Source organism: Rossellomorea marisflavi (assembly GCF_009806575.1).
In the GTDB taxonomy this organism is placed as follows: domain Bacteria; phylum Bacillota; class Bacilli; order Bacillales; family Bacillaceae_B; genus Rossellomorea; species Rossellomorea marisflavi_A.
The window spans coordinates 2723677-2742918 of record NZ_CP047095.1 but is presented as its reverse complement, the minus strand read 5'-3'; the positions used below and the strand labels follow the sequence as shown (position 1 = coordinate 2742918).

The 19242-nt window shown below is 48.9% G+C and carries 22 protein-coding genes; all 22 read left to right on the top strand.

Translation table 11 applies throughout. The features are described from left to right. The first annotated feature begins 99 nt into the window (after positions 1 to 99). The 22 genes from D5E69_RS14290 (at position 100) to D5E69_RS14180 (ending at position 19205) form a co-directional block, all read left to right on the top strand. Entirely contained in the window at positions 100 to 1011 is a 912-nt protein-coding gene (locus tag D5E69_RS14290) for a hypothetical protein (protein WP_159129829.1), read from the top strand. A 345-nt stretch (positions 1012 to 1356) separates the two neighbouring features. Next, positions 1357 to 1830, top strand: a complete 474-nt coding sequence (locus tag D5E69_RS14280; protein WP_159129827.1) for a hypothetical protein — start codon at positions 1357 to 1359, stop codon at positions 1828 to 1830. Positions 1831 to 2047: 217 nt separating this feature from the next. Beyond that, positions 2048 to 2656: a hypothetical protein gene (locus D5E69_RS14275; RefSeq protein WP_159129826.1), complete on the top strand. Its 609-nt coding sequence runs from the start codon at positions 2048 to 2050 to the stop codon at positions 2654 to 2656. A gap of 42 nt (positions 2657 to 2698) precedes the next feature. Next, positions 2699 to 3094 (top strand): helix-turn-helix domain-containing protein, encoded by a 396-nt coding sequence (locus D5E69_RS14270; protein WP_159129825.1) that lies wholly within the window; start codon positions 2699 to 2701, stop codon positions 3092 to 3094. 277 nt (positions 3095 to 3371) lie between these two features. Next, a complete protein-coding gene (locus tag D5E69_RS14265) occupies positions 3372 to 3947 on the top strand; it encodes a recombinase family protein (protein WP_159129824.1) in 576 nt (191 codons plus the stop codon). 165 nt (positions 3948 to 4112) lie between these two features. Continuing rightward, positions 4113 to 4427, top strand: a complete 315-nt coding sequence (locus tag D5E69_RS14260) for a hypothetical protein (protein WP_159129823.1) — start codon at positions 4113 to 4115, stop codon at positions 4425 to 4427. A 444-nt stretch (positions 4428 to 4871) separates the two neighbouring features. Next, entirely contained in the window at positions 4872 to 6566 is a 1695-nt protein-coding gene (terL, locus tag D5E69_RS14255) for a phage terminase large subunit (protein ID WP_159129822.1), read from the top strand. Positions 6567 to 6581: 15 nt separating this feature from the next. Beyond that, on the top strand, positions 6582 to 8057 hold the full coding sequence (locus D5E69_RS14250) for a phage portal protein (protein WP_159129821.1): 1476 nt from the start codon (positions 6582 to 6584) through the stop codon (positions 8055 to 8057). 68 nt (positions 8058 to 8125) lie between these two features. Further along, positions 8126 to 8887 carry a phage minor capsid protein gene (locus D5E69_RS14245; RefSeq protein ID WP_347566695.1) on the top strand — a complete coding sequence of 254 codons (762 nt, stop codon included), beginning with the start codon at positions 8126 to 8128 and terminating at the stop codon, positions 8885 to 8887. Between the two features lie 60 nt (positions 8888 to 8947). Then, positions 8948 to 9547: a hypothetical protein gene (locus D5E69_RS14240; protein ID WP_159129819.1), complete on the top strand. Its 600-nt coding sequence runs from the start codon at positions 8948 to 8950 to the stop codon at positions 9545 to 9547. Between the two features lie 45 nt (positions 9548 to 9592). Continuing rightward, positions 9593 to 10408, top strand: a complete 816-nt coding sequence (locus tag D5E69_RS14235) for a N4-gp56 family major capsid protein (protein ID WP_159129818.1) — start codon at positions 9593 to 9595, stop codon at positions 10406 to 10408. A gap of 1 nt (position 10409) precedes the next feature. Further along, positions 10410 to 10544 carry a hypothetical protein gene (locus D5E69_RS23865; protein WP_283957825.1) on the top strand — a complete coding sequence of 45 codons (135 nt, stop codon included), beginning with the start codon at positions 10410 to 10412 and terminating at the stop codon, positions 10542 to 10544. Positions 10545 to 10561: 17 nt separating this feature from the next. After that, a complete protein-coding gene (locus tag D5E69_RS14230; RefSeq protein ID WP_159129817.1) occupies positions 10562 to 10951 on the top strand; it encodes a hypothetical protein in 390 nt (129 codons plus the stop codon). A gap of 14 nt (positions 10952 to 10965) precedes the next feature. After that, a complete protein-coding gene (locus D5E69_RS14225) occupies positions 10966 to 11286 on the top strand; it encodes a hypothetical protein (protein ID WP_249931494.1) in 321 nt (106 codons plus the stop codon). Further along, positions 11283 to 11705 (top strand): hypothetical protein, encoded by a 423-nt coding sequence (locus tag D5E69_RS14220; protein ID WP_159129815.1) that lies wholly within the window; start codon positions 11283 to 11285, stop codon positions 11703 to 11705. The genes D5E69_RS14225 and D5E69_RS14220 overlap by 4 nt, the downstream gene beginning before the upstream one ends. 5 nt (positions 11706 to 11710) lie before the next feature. Further along, positions 11711 to 12079, top strand: coding sequence for a minor capsid protein (locus tag D5E69_RS14215; protein WP_159129814.1), 369 nt, complete (start codon positions 11711 to 11713; stop codon positions 12077 to 12079). A 45-nt stretch (positions 12080 to 12124) separates the two neighbouring features. Then, positions 12125 to 12649, top strand: a complete 525-nt coding sequence (locus D5E69_RS14210; RefSeq protein ID WP_159129813.1) for a hypothetical protein — start codon at positions 12125 to 12127, stop codon at positions 12647 to 12649. 59 nt (positions 12650 to 12708) lie between these two features. Further along, positions 12709 to 13092, top strand: a complete 384-nt coding sequence (locus D5E69_RS14205) for a hypothetical protein (protein WP_249931493.1) — start codon at positions 12709 to 12711, stop codon at positions 13090 to 13092. A gap of 155 nt (positions 13093 to 13247) precedes the next feature. Then, positions 13248 to 13409, top strand: coding sequence for a hypothetical protein (locus D5E69_RS14200; RefSeq protein ID WP_159129812.1), 162 nt, complete (start codon positions 13248 to 13250; stop codon positions 13407 to 13409). A 16-nt stretch (positions 13410 to 13425) separates the two neighbouring features. Further along, positions 13426 to 16182, top strand: a complete 2757-nt coding sequence (locus tag D5E69_RS14195) for a phage tail tape measure protein (protein ID WP_159129811.1) — start codon at positions 13426 to 13428, stop codon at positions 16180 to 16182. After that, positions 16179 to 16790 (top strand): phage tail domain-containing protein, encoded by a 612-nt coding sequence (locus D5E69_RS14190; protein WP_159129810.1) that lies wholly within the window; start codon positions 16179 to 16181, stop codon positions 16788 to 16790. Before D5E69_RS14195 ends, D5E69_RS14190 begins: the two co-directional genes overlap by 4 nt. A 240-nt stretch (positions 16791 to 17030) precedes the next feature. Further along, entirely contained in the window at positions 17031 to 19205 is a 2175-nt protein-coding gene (locus tag D5E69_RS14180) for a tail fiber domain-containing protein (RefSeq protein ID WP_159129809.1), read from the top strand. The last annotated feature ends 37 nt before the right edge of the window (positions 19206 to 19242 follow it).

Sequence of the window (19242 nt, the reverse complement as noted above, 5' to 3'; positions counted from 1 at the left end):
GAACAGCGATTTCTCAAGGCCTGCCGGGCATACCGGTGGGCCTTTTTTTGTTGGCCGAAAACTTCAACCGGACTTTCCAAATTTCAGGAGGCGACTAATATGTTAATCGAAAAGCAAGGTGAATGGTTTACGGTGCAAGGCGAGGCTTTAACACTTGTTCCTCAGACACGCAAGGTTGAACACGTGGTAAGCAGAGACGGAGAGGTTGTCGGTAAAAGGTGTGGCGGTCTTTGTGGCGAAATGCTGCCAGTGGAAAAGTTCGCGAAGTGTAGCAAGGGTTTCGCCAAGAAGCGCTCCTACTGCAAGACTTGCGAAAAGTTACGCCTTGAAGCAAATCGCAGGGGAGAGGACGTGTACGGCAACAAGAAGCGTCCGATCAAGGCGAAGGCCGAGCGTCTTTATGCAGACGGAGTGTGTGTGCGAAAGAAATGCCCGACGTGTGACGAATGGAAAGACGCCGATGACTACTACATTATGAGTGGATCGCAGGACAAATTATCGACTTCATGCAAGAAATGCCACGGCCAGCTCATGAAGGTAGCTATGGCGAAGGACCCCGAACGCTACAAAACCTACGGCCATAATAGGCGTGCGAAAGAGGCGGCCTTGCCCGGCGACCTAAGTCCGGAAGCGTGGGAACTGGCGCTCGACCACTTCGACCATGCTTGTGCGCTGACAGGGGCGACGGAGAACATTCACCTGGAACACGCAATCCCTATCGCAATCGGCCACGGAGGAACAGTCGAGTGGAACTGCTATCCGTTAGAAGGAACGCTTAATAATTCGAAGAGTGCGACGAACCTGTTCGAGTGGGCGAAGGGTCGTTCAGACATCGACAAGACTAGGTTCAATCGCCTAATTACGTTCCTTGCGGATCAATGCGGCCTGACTGTGGACGAGTATCGCGATTTCTACGACTGGTGCTTCCGTAACCCAAGGCTGACGGTTGAGGAGATCGAAGCTGATGGCGGGGTTGATTCGCTGAACTTGTGGCACGCACTCAAAAATTAATAACATCCCTCCTAATACGTAATGAGGGGAGGAATACGAGACGCAGGCATAAACGTTAGCCCGAGCGCCGTCCCCTCGAAAATTAATCGAAAAGGAATTGATGCGAAATGAAAGATAAATTGGCGTTCATTTATAGTCGTCGAGTCAATCGGTTTTTAATCGATAAATGCGGACTTGTTCCGATTACTGAGGCGATAAATCCCAACACAGGCAAAACGTTCAACCTATACGAAAAGACTCCGGCTCTACAAACCGGACTTGATAAATATTCGCCGCAACAAAGCAGCGTCAGATAAAACGAAATTAATCGAAGCACTACAAAATAATCGAAGAGGATGATGTAGAATGAGCGGAAAGTTCAAGGAGTTTTCGCAAGAAGTCGTTAATAGGAAGGCATTCAGTCTTAAGGAGGATAGTGGGCTCTCTGGATATGCGCCGGTTCCTCACGATCTATACCGACGTCTTGTCCCCATCGCTAGGGAATATCAAAAAAGTAACGTGGATATTGTTCCGTTGTATACGTATCTACTGTCGAACGTCAACGGAAGGCGAGATAATGACCGTTATATGAGCGCATTCACATCGGTTGAACGTATCGCTGCTGATACCGGAATTGGCCGCAACAGAATAGCGAAACTGTCCAGCGTACTTGAAGCGATCGGGCTGATAAAAACAGTGTATGACTACACGTCAAACAAGCGAGACAAGTTATACTTTCCGATGTATTTCTCGAGTCTTACCGATGAGCAGATCCGAAGCAATCTCGACAGGTTGTACGGTGATAAAGGACGTCAATCACCGGAGAGTGAATTAGGTTAATCACTTTACAGTGACTTAGGTAAATCACCGGAGAGTGACGGTAATAAGAACAAACGTAACAAGAACAAACGCAATAAAAATAAACAAAACATTCCTGCTCACTTATTCGCAGGGGATATTAAATAAATTATATGCGAAAATTTATATGTTATTAGAGGTGTCTAAAGCAGGATAATGTTCCTTTCTGTCGAATTATATTTCGGAAAGGAGCTGCATTATGCAAAATAAATCTTTAGCAAGAATAGTTAAGAACTCTTTGTTAATAGCAATAGCATTGCCTGTGTTAATCAATCTACTAATGTTCTTTAGGGTTTTACCAGTTTCAGGTGACGAAAAAACATGGATAAGTACATTAGGAACTTTTTGGGGATCAATTAGTGGAGGGCTGATATCCGGAGCAATAACATATTTTGGTGTTAAAATGACAATAGATTCTTCAGAAAATGAAATTAATAAATCCATTAATGAACAAAGAAGAATTAGGGAAGAAGAGCTACTAGTTTCAACTTCCAAAGAGCGCTTATTAAATCTTTACCATCCTTTGGATGTGCTGCACGCTGAATATATTTTCCAATATGGGGCACATAGTTTCAATACGCTCAAAAAGTCTCAACAAGATGACTATGTCAATCTAATAAACAGGAACTCAGTATATGGGGATTCTGTTTTTTATGTGGCCTTCATTGAGTTGAAATGGGCTATGAAAGGTGATGATTATGATGAAGCGGATGAAAGGTACGCTGAAATTAATAACATGGTCACCAACGAAGTTATGAATTTACGTAAACAAATTAAACTACCTGAACTATATACATTTTACACGTAGCGCTCAATTGGGCGCTACTTTTATTGTTAAGGAGGATAAACGATGACATTAAAGCAACTTGGACCCGACCACTATGCCGCCATCGCCATGCTTGCTCTGCCTAAGCGCGGAGGTAAGACGTATGAAGAAATCGCCGAAGAGCTAGGCGTTCATGTCAACACGCTCTACAATTGGCGACGTGACGAGCTCTTCCAACGTGAGTACAAGCGCGAGATCGTGCGTGCATCGGCCGACAGACTACCGGAGATATTCGCAGCCATTCCGGCCCATATCATCAAGGACGGTAACGCAGCGCTATTCAAGACGTTGTTGCAGGCGAATGACATGCTGACGGATCGCGTGGAGGTATCGCACAACTCGGAAGAAAGCAAGGACATTGACGCAATCAAGGCGAGGCTAGCAGAGTTCCGTAAGAGGAGCGAATCCACAAGCGATTGATGTGGCGGTAATATTATAGAAGGAACGTGGCCGAGCGTGTGTGATTACGTGTAGATTGGGTGCTATACGCTTACTGCGCCCTTCTGACGCGTGGCCTCCTCGATTTTTTCAAGAAGAGCCGTTCCAAAAACGATTATTAATGAAACAACGTTGATTTGACGCGGTTTGTTGAGGTTGCCGTCGTATACCCGTCTCAAAAGATAGTTTCATTTCATAGTTGCTAAAACGTACCGTTAATGGTACGATATCCACAACGAATGAAACGGAGGCGGTTACGATGAAAATCGGGTATGCTCGTGTTAGTACGCAGGATCAGTCGCTGGACTTACAGGTGGACGCATTACAGAAGGCAGGGTGTGAGCGTATATACACCGAGAAGATGAGCGGTAGGAAAGACGACCGGCCGGAGTTACAGAAGTGCCTGGACGCGCTAAGGTCCGGCGATGTCCTGGTGGTATATAAGCTCGACCGGCTGGGGCGCTCCACCTTTAAGCTACTGGAACTGACCGCAGGCTTTGAACGTGACGGTGTAGACTTCGTATCCATCGTTGATGGTATCGACACTACAACGCCAGTAGGGCGCTTCTTCTTCCGCACAATGGCCTCTATAGCAGAGCTTGAACGGGATATCATAGTCGAGCGCACACAGGCAGGCCTGCAGGCAGCACGCGCCCGAGGTAGAGTAGGTGGTCGTCCAGCCAAGGCGAAGAAGGACGTGGAAAGAGCGCTGAAACTTTACGATAGCAATCAATACTCTGTTCCTGAGATCGTTGAAATGACGGAAGTCAGCAAAGCAACTCTTTATCGTGCAATCAATAAGCGAAAAAACATGACCGAAAATAAGTCGACATAAATCGACGAAAACCACATGCGAAAAAGGGGTGTCCAAGGGGGCGGGCCTCCATATCCCGGGCATCTGACGCAGAAAAAATCCGCGAAATAAAAATAATTTCTGGGTTTCCATTTAAAGGATTTTGTGTTGTTTTGTCGAAAACCTCTTTGTAAGGAGGTTACAACCATGCAAATCGAAAAAAGATTGTTATTCAAATCGGATGGGTATGAAGGATGGGATGAGGGCCCCACTGGGCAAGGTGCTAGATTATTAATCCTTCAAGATCAAGAAAAGGTTTTGGTAGTGAAGGTTACGATTGCAGCAATGCAAGTTCCTTCTAGTGGAGTAACATTTGAGAATGCCCACCGTTGGCTTTGGCAAATCGGAATGGCCTATATCCAAGGTCACCCCGATAAAAGGGCAAAAGAACTCTCAATACAGGCAAATAACGTTCAAAACGGTCAAATTATCGGTGGATGGGAAACAGTTGAAGTCAATTAGTAAAAGCAATACATAAGGCACCTCCCTCGTGGGGTGTCTTTTTTGTGCGCTTGTAAGGACGAATCCCTGACGCAATGCCTAAGCGCCAGGATGCCGGCCACTCGGGGCGTTAATTTTATCGAAGGAGCTGACCGCCATTGACATGCGATTGCCTACGGAAATACTCACTCACAGTTAAGCGCCTGAACGACGAAGCACGTAACGCCTTGCCAGCCGAACGTGAACGCTCATACCGGCGCTGGGTTCTATACCGTGCTATTAACCGCAAGTTTATCACGGAGCATTTACGTAAAGCCTGAAGCCGAATGTCTAACGGGCCACTCGGGCGCTACATACAAACCACACGGAAGGGAGGCGATCGTTATCGCATGGGTAAACTCACGCTGGCTTAGCCGGCCGGAACGCGAAGTATTAATCGAATCAACACGTGAACTAGCGCAGCAAATGGCCAAGCTGGCCGAAGCCGGCATGCTATCGTCGGATGAGTACGAGGAACTGGACGACATACTCACGGAGCTTGAACGCCTCGAACGCATACACCGAAGCGAAACCGATCTGCTTTACTTTGCGCTAGAGTATTTCAGCGAGACGCACAATCCCGGCAATCCCGGCAACTGGGACGCGTTTGAGCTCGACAGCGTTGACGATGCCGCCACCTTCCACAAGGAAATATGTGCTTCAATCGACGAGGTATCTAACGTCAATAAGAACGCCAAGATCGCGCGGGCAGCGCCCAGGTCGCACGGAAAAAGCTCGTACTTGAGCAAGGCGGCCCCACTTCGCGAGACAGTTTTTCGCAAACGTAAATATATCATTATCATTTCGGAAACGCCGTCGGTGTCTGGACCAAACCTCGAATGGCTATCAGGACAGCTTAAAACAAACGCAAAGCTGCGTGCAGACTATGGGCCGTTACTATCGCCTAAGCAGCAGATGAACCCCAAGGACAATTCGGAAACGTTTGTGGCGTTTGAGCAACAGGCAGACGGGTTGCCTCGCACACTTACGATGGTTCAGGCTGCATCCACCGGCCAAGCGCTGAGGGGCAGGAACTGGAATGGCGTACGTCCGGATTTGGTAATCGGGGATGACCTCGAAGATATTAAGACAAACGCAGCCACAAAAGAACAGCGGGAGAAACTGAGGGACTGGTTTGCGCAAACAGTTATGCCTCTTGGGGACGCCAAAGGAGAAAAGACGGCGTTTATTGTGATGGGAACTGTCGTACATGAGGCGAGCTTGCTGAACGACCTCTTACTCAACCGTGCTGATTTCAAATCGCATAAGTATAAAGCGTTGATTGACTTGCCAGAACGCATGGACCTTTGGGGCAAGTGCCAGGAGATTTATCAGAGTGCCCAGGTACCGGTGAATCAACGTGAAACTATGGCGCGGGAATTCTACGAAGCTAACAAGGCGGAAATGGATCAAGGCGCTGTCGTCTTGTGGCCGGAAGTGCAGCCGATTTGGAAGCTGATGACCTGGAAATGGTCGAACGGCTCGAAAGCCTTCAACACGGAGTATCAGAACGAGCCACGCGATGAAGAGTCGATGATCTTTAACCCGGACACCTTCCGTTACTTTGACGAGTCAGACTTCATCGACAGTGACGGGCGCAGGCTACCCTTAGAGTATTACGCATTTTGGGACGTCGCGGCCGGTAAGTCATCTCGGTCGGATTACAACGCTATAGTGACCCTCGGCCGTGATCGCAGAACAGGCGTTATGTACGTGGTCGACGCATGGGCGAAAAAGTGCCCGGCACATAAGGCGCTGGAAATGGCGGTCGAAAAGATTCGAGAATACGGCCATAAGATTTTCGCAGTAGAGACAATCGGAGTCGGCCACGACATGCACCGTCAGTTGCGCGACAGGCTGATGAAAGAACGCATATATGGAACGAAACTAAAACCCATCGCACACCAAGGCGCCAACAAAGAGAAACGTATTGAGGCGCTTGAACCGTTGTGTGAGACGGGTTATTTGCGTTTTAAGAAGGGACAAAGCCTTTTGCTTGAACAGCTCGAGCAATTCCCATCCGGCCAGCATGACGATCTTCCAGACGCATGCTCCGGCGTTGTATCGATGCTCGGTACCAATCGCAGAAAGTCCTACGTAAATAAGCCGCCAGGGCTATAACAGGAGGTATTTTAATTGGCATTTATAGAAACCGGCGGCTATTTTCCGCCCGAAGGTCACAAGGACCGCATTCAACGTTATCGCAAGAATAAGCAGTTATTCTTAGGCAATCATTACGCAGTATTTAACAGCTACAAGCTTCCGAGCGACCGGCGCCTGGCTGTCTTTATCGCATCTAACTTGGCGGGAACAATCGCTAAGAAATCGGCCGACTTTTTGTTCGGTGAAACGCCGATCTTCAGCGCAGGCAAAGACGACCAGTCCGAGGAGCAAAAAGCGCTTGAACGCATCGTTGAGGAAAACGAATTGAATATCACGAATTACGAGTCGGCACTTTCAAATGCTTATCGAGGCGACTCATTTTACAAGGTGCGATATGGCCAACGTTTCGGAGGAAAGCTTTCGGAATCAGTGGACCCGTATCGCGTTTTTGTTGAAGCACAGAAAGCCGAGTATGTTTTTCCGGAAACGTTGCCCGGCGATGATACCTCAGTCTTTGCTTACCATATTGCGGTGCCATCGGTTATTGAAGGAACAGGCGATCAGGATTGGGTGCTGAATGTTGAATCGCACTATCCCGGAGAAATCCGATATTCAAAGTATCGCTTATCACCGTTCGGCCATTCGCATTATGAAAATGCGGTAGTTGAATGGAAAGTCGAGAAAGAGCTGCCCATCACGGACAAAGAAACGGTAGTTGAGACAGGCGTGCCATTTCCGTTAGTTGTCCATATTCCGAACTACTCAACGGATGACTGTTGGCAGGGGATTGACGACTTGAGCGAGAACGAGTCCATTTTCGCCGAGATTGATAACCGTCTTAGTCGCATCGCTGAAATTCTCGACAAACATTCCGATCCTGCGATGGTCGTGCCGCAAGGTTCACTCGGAGAAGATGAGAACGGCGATCCAATATTCCATGCCGGCAGAGACAAGATATTTGAGGCAGCAGATAAATCCGATGTATTGCCGCAATATATCACATGGAACGGCCAACTTGACGCAGCTTTTAAAGAGTTGGAGTTGCTGATGGAGCAATTGTTCATCGTATCGGAACTACCTCCGGTTGCGCTCGGTAAAACGGACAGTGGGACGTCAGGTTCGTCTGCGTTGGCTATTAAATATCGTATGAACACGTTACTTGCGAAGATTAATAGAAAGCGTCAGTACTACGACAAAGGTCTGAAACGCGTTTTGTTCATCGCACAATTACTTGAGCACGAAAAAGCCGGTACAAAGTTACCGTATGAAGTTACCGTGCCGATCATCAAGTTCAAAGACGGCCTTCCAGAGGACGACATGGAGAAGGCGCAAATTGCTCAACTAAGAACCGGCAGCAAGCCAATTCAGTCTCAACTCAGCGCCGTTATGGAAACGCTTGGACTTAGTGAGGAACAGGCGAAGCTGGAACTTGAGCGAATCAAGGCCGAGGAACAGGCGGATCAGTTCGTTAGTCCTTCGGTATTTAACGATATTGAGGGCGATGAGTAATGAACCGAATTCCAGAGCCGGTATATGAAAAAGACGTTGCGACTCTAGTACGGTACTTCAGACGAGCGATGGACGATATTGATACGGAACTAATGCGCATGGACCTTTCAGACTTCCGGAGAGCTAACGCATTGGCCGTTCAAGCGCAGATTCGGGAGATACTGAAAGACTTGGACGCAAACATCACAGCGTGGGCCAGCACAACATTTCCAAAGGCGGCACAAGAAAGCGTGGCCCGTTCAATCGTTTCGCTGGGAGTCGCTGAAACTTTCTCGGAAGCAATGAAGTTAGTGAAGTTCAACGAATTGAACAAGTCACTTATCGAGCTCGCTATTGCCGATACACAGGCCGACCTCTTGCAGGTGACGCAGAACATCGACCGGAGAACCCGCAACGCTATCCGTCAAGCAATGGCGGATGTCATGCGTGAAAACATGGCACAAGGCGTAAACGGCGTCCGGTCTATTAGGCGTGACTTTCTTGCGGAGGCCCGTCGGCAGTTGGGCGACTCATTAAACACCGGCATCATAGACGCAAGCAACCGGCGATGGAAGCCAACTGATTATGCGGACATGGTTACGCGAACGAAGCTACACACTACCTACCGAGAGGCAGCCAGAAACGACGCGATAGATCGTGGGGCGCTTTACGGAGTTATTAGTTCGCATGGCGCAACGGACGCCTGCCGTAATTGGGAAGGTAAAGTCGTGAAATTAGTAGCGGACGCTCCTGGACCTTATCCGTATATTGGTGACCTACCTCGCCGAGAAATATTCCATCCACGTTGTCGGCATCACGTATCGCCGATCCGACGTCCCGACCTGGCGTAAGTCATTAAAAGACGCAACTCCAATCCGTGTCGATCACGATAAAAACGAGGGGGAAACGAAATGAAAAACTTACTACCTTTAAATCTTCAATTCTTTGCGGAAGAAGCACCGGACGCGGTGGAAAACACGGAAACCAAATCCGCAGAACAAGAACGAGCCGAGCACATGATTCCGAAGTCGCGCTTTGACGAAGTGAATCAACGCTATAAGGAAACGCAAGCCCAACTTGAGTCGCTGACAAAGCAACGTCAAGACGATGAGCGTAAGGCGCAAGAAGAGGCTGGCGAATTCAAGTCGTTGTATGAAGCTACTTCGAAAGAGTTCGGAGAGTTTAAATCGATGTTTGAGTCGGCACAGGCACGTAACGTAGAGTTAGAAGAGGTGGTCGGAAAGTTACTCGAATCACGTATCGCAACAATTCCCGAAGAGTTTCACGATTTGATTCCGAATAACTTGTCGCCCGAAGGAAAGCTTGAATGGGTGGACAAAGCCGAAAGTAAGGGACTGTTTAGAAAGGCAGCACCGAAACCGGTTGGCGAACAGACTAACGGAAACGAGTATCAAGGAATCTCTAAAGAATCATTTAACAAGATGGATTACGCAGAAAAAGTAAGGCTCCATAGTGAGAACCCCGATTTATACATGAAATTAAGCAGGTAGTTATTTAAACTATCTGTTTTTAATAAAAAATAAGGAGTGTTTTAAATGGCACTAACAAAACTAGAAAACTTGATCAATCCACAGGTAATGCAGGACATGATTTCGGCTGAACTACCCAATGCAATTAAGTTCCTTCCTCTTGCTGATGTAGACTACACGCTACAAGGTCAACCTGGTAACACAGTTACGGTTCCTAAGTTTAATTACATTGGCGATGCAACTGTTGTTGCGGAAGGGGAACCTATTGACCTAACTCAATTAACCACTTCCACTGACCAAGCTACAGTTAAGAAAGTAGCAAAAGGAGGTACAATCTCCGACGAATCCGCGCTCTCAGGCTTAGGAAATCCAATCGGGGCAACTGTTGAGCAAATTCTTCAATCTATTGCTGCAGGTATTGATAATGAGGTTCTTGCTGCGGTTACATCGGCACCTTTAAGTTACCAAGGTAGCGCATTCGACATCGACACAATCGATAACGCCATCGCTTTGTTTAACGATGAGAACGATGAAGTAGGGGCAATGGTTCTCTTTGTGAATTCAAAGGACGCTCTCAAACTACGTAAAGCAGCGGGTCAGGATTGGACTAGGGCTTCCGAGCTTGGTGATCAAATCCTAATAAAAGGCACTTTCGGTGAGCTCTTAGGCGCACAAGTAGTACGTTCTAACAAGCTCGAAGAAGGTACGGCTTACCTTGTGAAGAGAGGCGCGCTCAAACTTTACATGAAACGAGACGCTTCCGTTGAAAAGGACCGGAACATTGTAACTAAAGAAACAGTAGTTACTGGCGACCAACACTTCGCAGCTCACCTTTACGATGAATCTAAGGTCATCAAGATTAGCGTATCGGCAGGGGCTTAATATGGGGATGCTCATTCACATGACGCTCCAAAAGTTGAAACAGCAAGAAGTTGAAAAAGCAGCAAAGGCGGAAGAATCCGCCAAGAAAGCGGAGAAGAAGCCGAAACCTAAGGCGCGTAAATCCTCCGCGAAATAAATCCGGAGGTGAACGTCATGGTGTTTTCAATTTCTAACGCTGACAGCTATATAGAACAGAATGTAATAGACATCGAGGATTGGCAAGACGCTGATCCTGCGAAAAAGCAACGTATCTTAAACGTGGTGAGTCAGACGTTTTCGTCGAAGTACCCAAAGTATGTGATTCCGGAAGATGCGGTCTATGAATTTGCAGCTGTGCTGGCGTCAGCATATAACGATACGAACCGTCTTAACAACCAGGGAGTGGCGTCATTTTCGATAACGGGAGTGGCGTCTTTTAATTTCAAAGACACGCAGTCTCGCGAGCTAGTCGCTTTTATTCCGCAGCGGTCGCTTGATCTAATCGGCCAGGCTAACGGCGGAATGAAACTTGGCACGCGACGTGTCGGAAGGTCGGTGCGCTAATGTCGTTCATTCCAATGCGACAAACAATCACGGTAAAGTCAGGCGGAGGCACGGACGAATGGGGCTGGCCGACCGACCCTACTACCGTAGAACATCGCTGCCGTATCGACGAAGGCACAATGTCCGTCAAGTCGAAAGTCGGCGGTCTTACTCGTGATGGCGAAGTCATTGTCGCAGATGCCCGCATTTTGCTCGACGGACTGGTCGCCATTAAGTACGAGGATGAAATCTCCTTCACGAACGAGCTAGGCGAAACCATGCGTCGTAAGCCGAAGGAAATCAACGTGCAGCGCAACATTGCCGGCAAGCCGATCTTAACAGAGGTGTTTGTGTGAGTGATTTCGAATTTGACGCCTCGGATTTTTTCGAAAAGTTGGATAAAGCCGACCACAACGTCACCGGCATTGGAAAAGCGATCATGGAGGATTCCGTTATGGACCTCGCCAAGATTGCCTCCAATATTGCGCCAATTGAATACGGAGCTCTTGGAGGCTCGGCTAAGTCTAAGACGGTTGTTAAACGCGGTGCTATCGAAGGCGAAGTAACTTTCAGCGCAGTAAGCAAAGACGGCAACGGGCGATTCAACTACGCTTACTGGACGCATGAAATGGACTACAATCTAGGCCCTGCGTCGAGCAAGGCGACAGGAATGGCGGGTTACTCCGTCGGCAACAAGTACCTCGAGCGCCCCTTAAAAGGCGAGGCGAAGAAATACGTAAACTGGTGGGCGAAAGCCTTAGCGAAAGGATTGTGATAGTGATGCGAATACTGGATCTGATTAACTTCGTAAAAAGTCGAGTCCCTGGCGTCTACTATCCGAACAACTTTCCGGCTTCGGCACCTGACTCATGTACTCGCATTCGCCTGACGGGCGGTTTCCCGACAGACGAGTGGACCACCAAGAAGCAGCCGTCGTTTCAAATATTCGTGCGCGACGTTCATCCCGCGAAGGCGGAAGATCGTGCGTATGAGTTACAGGAGGCGCTGACAAACCTCACTAACGTAAAGGTGGGCGACAGTTCGGTCGTCAAGATACGTGCGAGTAACAGCGTGCCGATTTACCTGGGCGACGATGAAAATAACCGCCCAATCTATTCACTGAATTTTGATTGCGTCGTCAGGCCCTAGCGCCCGGCGGCGTTTTATTTTGCAAATATAAAGGAGGACGTTTAAATGGCAGGAATTAACGTACCGATCGGCCCAGCAATCGTCGAATATGGCGAAGGTGCCGACATGACTAAATTCGAATTCACTAAAGGCGGAATTGTCTTTTCGTACACGACGTCAAAGCAGGACGTCACGATTGACCAGTACGGCGACACGATCGTCAAGTCAATCATGAAAGGTCGGACAGCTCAGGCGGTTGTGCCTTTTGCACTTCATGATATCGAAAAGCTTTCGAAAGTAACTCCTAACAGCGAGTTCACAATTGATGGCACTGACCCGTCGAAAAAGAAACTCGTTGTTAAGTCTGAGGCTGGTTACGACATGCGTGCTAACGCAAAGAAACTCGTGATCAAGCCAACTGATCCAGATGCGACTCCAAACGACTGGATCACTATTCCTCTCGCCGGCGCAAGTTCCGACGGAGAACTAACTTACAATAGCGACAACGAGCGCGTACAGAATATCACATTCATTGCTTATCAAAATGAAGATGGCCTATTCGTAATGGGTGACGAGACAGCAGAAGCATAAGAGTAAGGGCGTCCTAGCGGGCGCTCTTTTTATTTAAGTAGACGAAGGGAGTAACGCCCATGTTGAAACAATTTCAGAAACTAAAGGCGCTGAACGAGGACGAAATGTGGCTCGGCGACAAGCGCGTGAAAATAAATAAACTGACGCCTAATCGGTGGCGCGACCTATTCGCAACAGTAGATCGGCTGCCGGGTATGATTGTGCAGGTTATCTCTGCACCGCAAGAAGATTTTTACACATCTGTGTTGACGGGCCTTGGATATGCGGCGGACGAAATTATTGAGATTGTAGCGGTCCTGTCCGACTTGGACGTTGATTATATTAACGCCGAAGTGGGTGTGGATGAGATTTTCGAATACCTCTCCCGCACCGTTAAAAAGAACCGCCTCGACTCCGTTGCAAAAAACGTCAAGAGCCTTCTGCCGATAAGTCCAGCGGAGTAGGCACGGAAGAGGGCGAAAAGGCGACGGTCGATGACTTCATTATTGACGCGGCTATTTTGCTCGGCAAGACGCAGGTCGAAATTGAAACCGGCTATTATATGGTCGATTTAATGGAGTTGGTTGGGCGCAAAGGTAAGTACGACACAGCCAGACGAATGCAAGAACTACAGCTACGCATTGCCACGAACAATCGTGCGATGGAGGATGCGGACTATAAAACGCTGATTCATGGAATGACGAAGCAACTAGGCGTCCAGGAAGAGACGGCCGGCTTCAGTCGTGAGAAGTTCGAACAGTTGCGTGCAATGATGAACTAGGAAAGGAGGAAAACGAATGGCAGAAGTCGGAGAAATACGCGCCAAGATGGTGCTGTCGAACGAAGAGTTCAAACGCAAACTCCAGGAGTCAAAGGCGGAAATGAACAAGACGGGCGACAGCGCCAAGAAGATGAAGCAGGACTTCGGCGCGATTCAAAAAGCGTCGTTGGTCATGGGCGGGGCAGTAGTGGCAGCGATTGGATCGAGTGTGGCCGTTGCTGCAACGTTTGAGCAGTCGATGTCAAAGCTCGGGGCCATTTCTAATGCTTCGGCGGAGGATATGGCGAAGTTGGAGAGTGCAGCACGTGAGATGGGCGCAACAACACAATTCAGCGCGTCCCAGGCCGCCGAAGGACTTACGTTCCTCGCAATGGCGGGCTTCAGCGTCGAGGAACAAATTGATGCCTTACCGGCCGTACTAAATGCAGCAGCAGCAGGCGGAATTGACCTCGCTAGGTCGGCCGATATCGTTTCGAACATCATGACCGGTTTTGGAATCGAAGCAACCGAGTCAGGTCATGCGGTCGATGTGCTCGTTAAGACGATGACGACGGCCAATACGGACTTACCGCAGTTAGGCGAGGCTATGAAGATGGTGGCCCCGGTTGCCGCGTCACTCGGCTTTTCAATCGAGGAAACCGCCACGGCAGTCGCCAAAATGTCCGACGCAGGTATTCAAGGCTCGATGGCCGGTACTTCCCTACGTGCGGCTTTCCTATCCCTTGCAAATCCGGTTGGTCAGACGAAGAAGGCGATGGATGAGCTCGGCTTTAGCGTCACGGACAATGAGGGTAAAATCAAGCCGTTGTCACGGATCGTCGGAGAACTAAGCGAAAAGATGGATGGCATGTCTGACGCACAAAAGACGGCCACGGCGGCTCAGTTAGTTGGACGTGAGGCAGCCGCCGGATTTACGACGTTGCTTGGGATTGGTGAGGATCAACTCGCTGACTATACGAAGGAACTTGAAAACAGCGCGGGCACAGCCGACAAGATGGCGAAACGGATGCAGGATAACTTACTCGGAGCATTCAAGGAGTTTCAATCAGCGCTCGAAGAGGTTGGAATCAAGCTAGGAAACGAGTTCCTGCCGATGTTCACGAGCATAGTTCGTGAGGCGTCTAAAATCACACTTGCCTTCGGCGAAGTCGACATGGCAACGGTCAAAGCCGGTCTAGCTTTCGGAGGAACGGCGGCAGCGATCGGGCTTGTGCTTGCGTCCATCGGAAAGCTAGTTATTACTATGCGTACGCTCATGGTGTCAATGGGGCCGGCCGGCTGGCTTATTACGGCATTGTCTGTGCTAGGTGGATTGTTCGCCAGTGCTAGCGTGTATCAAAGTGACTATAACGATGTCACCCTCGAGAATGTAAACGCAATGATGAAACAACGTGATGAACTCGGCGCCAACATTGAGGAATTTGAAAAGCTCAGAAGTAAATCGCAGCTTACGACTGATGAGTTCGCACGCTTTGTCGACATTAATTCGGAGCTCGCAAAAACAGTTAACCCGGACACCATCGCAAAGTTGACAGATGAACAGGAAAGGTTGCGAGAGAAGTCCGGACTCTCAAACGATGAGCTTAATCGTCTCATTGGGCTGAATGATGAAATCGTCGAAGCGGTTCCGGAATCGAACACAGTGCTTTCCGAGCAAGGTAACATCTTACTTGAGAATACGGACGCAGCGAAACAATACAACGACGAGCAGCTCGAAATGATCCGACTTGAACTCGAAGCACAGCGGACTAAACTCGAGGCCAACATGGCGGAAATGCTTCGCGATGAAGAGCAGGCGCAAAAGGATATCAACACGGCAAAAGAGCGAATGATTGAACTCGACAAAATGGAGCAAGATGAGATCCGCATTATCGCTGGCTTAAATGACGAGCTTGCTATTGCGAAGCAGAATAACGATACCCTTGAAATTGATCGCTTGAACGAAACCATTGCGCTTCACGACAACAAACTGCAAGGTATCGCAAAACAGCGCGCCAAGCAGGCGGAAGTTGTATTAGAGAAGGCGAAGGAAGTCGATAAGATTCAGGAGCAAATCGGAAAGCTCGACGAGGTTAAGCAAAGCATGGTGGCGCTAGAGTTGAAGCAAGCCGGAATCAACGCTAAAAAAGGCGAAGAAATGAAGGCGCTCGATGACGGCATTAAGAAACTCGAAAAGCAAAAAGGAAAACTCGACGAACTCAAACGGTCGGGCGAAATGAACACTGCGGAATACCGAGAGGCAAGGGACGCAATCGACAGCCAAATCGGATCACTAAACGGGGTACGCTCGAAGATTCTCGACCTTATCGGGCAAGCGGACCTCCTCAACGGACGCCTCGGAAAGTCGATCACAAAAGCCGTCTACATTACCGAACACGGCGGAAGCGGCACGGGCGCCAAAGCATCGGTTAAACGTCACCAAGGCGGACCACTGCCGAAGCTACACGTCGGAGGTATTGCGGAGCAGTTTGCCCAATCGCCTTTGCACAACGAAATTGATGTGCGATTACTTCGAAACGAAATGGTACTGACCGAGGCGCAACAGTCGAATCTTTTCCGCATGTTGGACGCAGGGATTGCTCGAGCTCCGCAGCAGTCCGGCAGTGGAAACGACCTAGGTCCGTTGATTCGCTCGATCGAGGCGCTTGGAAGCCGACCGGTTCGCGTCGAAGTTGACGGCAGGGAAATAGCGGCGGCAACATTCAGAGACAACGACCGTCTATTCAGCACCCAATTATCGCAGGAAATGAGAACGCAGGGGGTGAAGCGATGAAAGGACTCGACAATTTTAAAATCGTAACGAAGTCCGGCGAAGAGTTCGATATGTCGGGCTATTTTGGCGTGCTTGTTCGCAGTCTCGTGATTTCTTCGCCTCAGCCGATCATTGAAACGGAAAAGGGCGAAGGGTCGCACGGTCAGATACGGCTAGGTAAGACGTGGGGACCTCGGTTGATTAGGGCGCAGTGTGCGTGGTTTGCAGTCGACGGACAGGACGTAGCCCTTCTTCGCAACGAGCTGTTCCGTAAGCTGATGACGTTGGATCAATTCTATATCGTCATTGACGCTGAACCAGCTAAGCGTTGGAAGGTCGAAGTTGCAGCCGAATGGTCGCCGGAGAAACTCGGCACATACGGAGAGTTTGCGTTGGAGTTCGTCAGTCATTCGCCATTTAGCGAATCCATCGCCACGTCTCTCACCGCCAAGGACTTCGACCAGTTGGGCGTTTGGCAAGTCGGCCAAGGCTTAATCGAGGCGAACGACATGCAGTACCGGCACACGACGGCAAGCTTTCGCATCTACAATCCGGGCGACGCGACGGTTGACCCACGCAACATGCCGTTGGCGATTACGTATCGGGGGCTTCGACGAACCTTGAAATAAGAAACGTCACAACCTCGGACGTATGGCGCTACACAGGCACGACCGGCTCGGCCGACCGGCTTGCTATCGCCGGCACAAGGTCGCTGAAGAACGACGTGGTGAACGTGTTTCGCGACACTAACCGCAAGCTGATTCGGTTGGCGCCGGGATGGAACGACATACGACTAACAGGAGCAAGCGGAAGTTATAGCGTTGAGTTTGACTTCCGTTTTTATTATTTATAGAGAGGAGCGCAACATTATGGCAAACTATAAACAAATCGGCGTTCCGTTTGATCGCACATTTCGAAATGATTTAAACGATAACTTCCGCACGCTAGGGGCTGAATCGGCCGGAGCGAAAACAGACGCAAGCAGAGCGAAGGTACTGTCGGAAGAGGCTGCACAAAAAGCAACGGAAAGCAATGAACGGGCCGAATCTTTACAGAATCAGCTCAATCAATTAATCGTAGACAGCGGTACATCAGACGCCGAAACGATTCAAGCGAGGACGAATGCTAGAGGCGAATCATATCCGGTCATTAAAGAACGTATTGACGCGCTAGATAACGACATCCAAGATATGGTCGTCAACGTTAGATGGTTTGGTGCCCTGTGCGACGGTGTTACTGACGATACTGAGGCGATTAGAAACGCGATAGCTTTCGCTGAACAGTTCGGCGGCGTGGTACATCTGCCAGGTGTGTCGGTTATCACCGGCGAGATTGAGGTTAAGAAAACGATCACGATTAGGGGAGTCGGCCCGGGAAATGGTTACGCTGATAAGGCGTTGATTGACTACAAGCAAACTAGCGGATTCCTCGTGAAGGGCGCAGGAACAAAACGGCTACGTACACGTATCAAACACCTCTCGAACGCCTTAGAGACGTCTGACACGGAACTTTCTGTTGCACTGAACATTCAAGCGGAATACGTTCAGCTTCAGAATTTCAGCATCTTCTTAGACTTCGATAAGAACGACAATTCTCCGACTAATTACGGCGCTAAATGGGACGTAGGAGTGTTTCTCGGCTGTCGCGTTCATAACAAATACTCGAACGTCCACGTTCTCGGCTACTGGCGAGAAGCATCGATTTGGATGGACGTAACCCGGAGTAGCTTCACAAGTGAGTTTACGGATATGAACGGAGTACCTTATGACGGCGGGACTGTACGAAACGGCGCGGACGGTTTGACGTTAGATTCCGTTTTCACAATGGGCGGAAAATGGGGTCTGAAGATTCAAGGAGCTAAGCCGAAGAGTGGGGCGGAAGGGTATGGCGACCCGTACTACGATGCAACCAGCGGCTCGACCGTTACTGATAGACGCGGGAACTTTGGGGCGTCTGATGTTACAGTAATCGCCTCCTCCTTCTACGGAACGAATCACCATACCAAGCATCGTAGAGACGATTCGATCGGTAATTACCTTACGGATAATGGCGGGGGATCGTTGTCCATAGATGGTATGGCGGGTAATGCAAGCGGCGCTATTCAAGGCATGCGCTTTATCTCAAGTAGATTCTCAACTTGGGAGCCATTTCGGATTCGTCTTGATCGTGCGAACAGGATAACATTCATCGGCTGTCATAGTGAAGGTGGGTCCGGGGGACTTTCAACAACAGGTGCTCCCATTAATTATGACGACAATGATTTCTATGGTCCGATCTCTACGACAGCTAAAACGACCAATCTTGTTCTAGACATGTTCAATGCTACACTTCGAACTACTTTTCTAGGATCTAACGAATATGTGAATTTATCTTCTGCGGGTTCAGATCGCAACTATATCTCAAAAGATACGTACGTTAAAGGGATGTTTGAGGTCGGGGGACAATTCCATATCAATAGCTCAATTGTATCCAAAAATGGAGAGTTTGACGCAAGAGCTGCTGATGGTCAGCAAGTTAGATTTCGGATAGGAACAGGGACGACAATGCTGATTAATGGGAGTTACACAACGTTTTATGCACCTGTTGCCGTGAGGCCGTACGTAGATAACACAGCTTCACTTGGACAATCAACCAATCGATTTACTAACGTGTTTGCTTCGGGAGGGGTAATTAATACGTCGGACAGACGCCATAAGACTTCCATACTACCGATTAATGATGCTGTGCTAGATGCCTGGAGTGAAGTGAACTACCAACAGTTCCGGTATATTGACGCCGTTAAAGAAAAAGGGGAAGAGGCTCGGGTTCATATCGGAGTAATAGCACAAGAAATAGAAGAAGCATTTTCAAGGCATGGGTTGGACGCCTTTGATTACGGGCTACTTTGTTATGACGAGTGGGACGACATTTATGAAAAAGATGAAAACGGTAATGATATTTTGGTTAGAGAGAAAGATAGCCTTTATGGGGTTAGGTCTAACGAGTGTCTTATGCTTGAGGCAGCTTTGTTACGTAGAGAGCTTAATAAAGTCATAAATAAATAAGTCGCCCTCACCGGCGACTTTTTCTTTTGCGATAAAT

What these genes read in the sequence shown, in the direction of transcription:
- D5E69_RS14290 (WP_159129829.1), top strand. Translation starts at nt 100, where the DNA reads ATGTTAATCGAAAAGCAAGGTGAATGGTTTACGGTGCAAGGCGAGGCT.
- D5E69_RS14280 (WP_159129827.1), top strand. Translation starts at nt 1,357, where the DNA reads ATGAGCGGAAAGTTCAAGGAGTTTTCGCAAGAAGTCGTTAATAGGAAG.
- D5E69_RS14275 (WP_159129826.1), top strand. Translation starts at nt 2,048, where the DNA reads ATGCAAAATAAATCTTTAGCAAGAATAGTTAAGAACTCTTTGTTAATA.
- D5E69_RS14270 (WP_159129825.1), top strand. Translation starts at nt 2,699, where the DNA reads ATGACATTAAAGCAACTTGGACCCGACCACTATGCCGCCATCGCCATG.
- D5E69_RS14265 (WP_159129824.1), top strand. Translation starts at nt 3,372, where the DNA reads ATGAAAATCGGGTATGCTCGTGTTAGTACGCAGGATCAGTCGCTGGAC.
- D5E69_RS14260 (WP_159129823.1), top strand. Translation starts at nt 4,113, where the DNA reads ATGCAAATCGAAAAAAGATTGTTATTCAAATCGGATGGGTATGAAGGA.
- terL (WP_159129822.1), top strand. Translation starts at nt 4,872, where the DNA reads ATGGCCAAGCTGGCCGAAGCCGGCATGCTATCGTCGGATGAGTACGAG.
- D5E69_RS14245 (WP_347566695.1), top strand. Translation starts at nt 8,126, where the DNA reads ATGGACGATATTGATACGGAACTAATGCGCATGGACCTTTCAGACTTC.
- D5E69_RS14240 (WP_159129819.1), top strand. Translation starts at nt 8,948, where the DNA reads ATGAAAAACTTACTACCTTTAAATCTTCAATTCTTTGCGGAAGAAGCA.
- D5E69_RS14235 (WP_159129818.1), top strand. Translation starts at nt 9,593, where the DNA reads ATGGCACTAACAAAACTAGAAAACTTGATCAATCCACAGGTAATGCAG.
- D5E69_RS23865 (WP_283957825.1), top strand. Translation starts at nt 10,410, where the DNA reads ATGGGGATGCTCATTCACATGACGCTCCAAAAGTTGAAACAGCAAGAA.
- D5E69_RS14230 (WP_159129817.1), top strand. Translation starts at nt 10,562, where the DNA reads ATGGTGTTTTCAATTTCTAACGCTGACAGCTATATAGAACAGAATGTA.
- D5E69_RS14225 (WP_249931494.1), top strand. Translation starts at nt 10,966, where the DNA reads ATGCGACAAACAATCACGGTAAAGTCAGGCGGAGGCACGGACGAATGG.
- D5E69_RS14215 (WP_159129814.1), top strand. Translation starts at nt 11,711, where the DNA reads ATGCGAATACTGGATCTGATTAACTTCGTAAAAAGTCGAGTCCCTGGC.
- D5E69_RS14210 (WP_159129813.1), top strand. Translation starts at nt 12,125, where the DNA reads ATGGCAGGAATTAACGTACCGATCGGCCCAGCAATCGTCGAATATGGC.
- D5E69_RS14205 (WP_249931493.1), top strand. Translation starts at nt 12,709, where the DNA reads ATGTTGAAACAATTTCAGAAACTAAAGGCGCTGAACGAGGACGAAATG.
- D5E69_RS14200 (WP_159129812.1), top strand. Translation starts at nt 13,248, where the DNA reads ATGCAAGAACTACAGCTACGCATTGCCACGAACAATCGTGCGATGGAG.
- D5E69_RS14195 (WP_159129811.1), top strand. Translation starts at nt 13,426, where the DNA reads ATGGCAGAAGTCGGAGAAATACGCGCCAAGATGGTGCTGTCGAACGAA.
- D5E69_RS14190 (WP_159129810.1), top strand. Translation starts at nt 16,179, where the DNA reads ATGAAAGGACTCGACAATTTTAAAATCGTAACGAAGTCCGGCGAAGAG.
- D5E69_RS14180 (WP_159129809.1), top strand. Translation starts at nt 17,031, where the DNA reads ATGGCAAACTATAAACAAATCGGCGTTCCGTTTGATCGCACATTTCGA.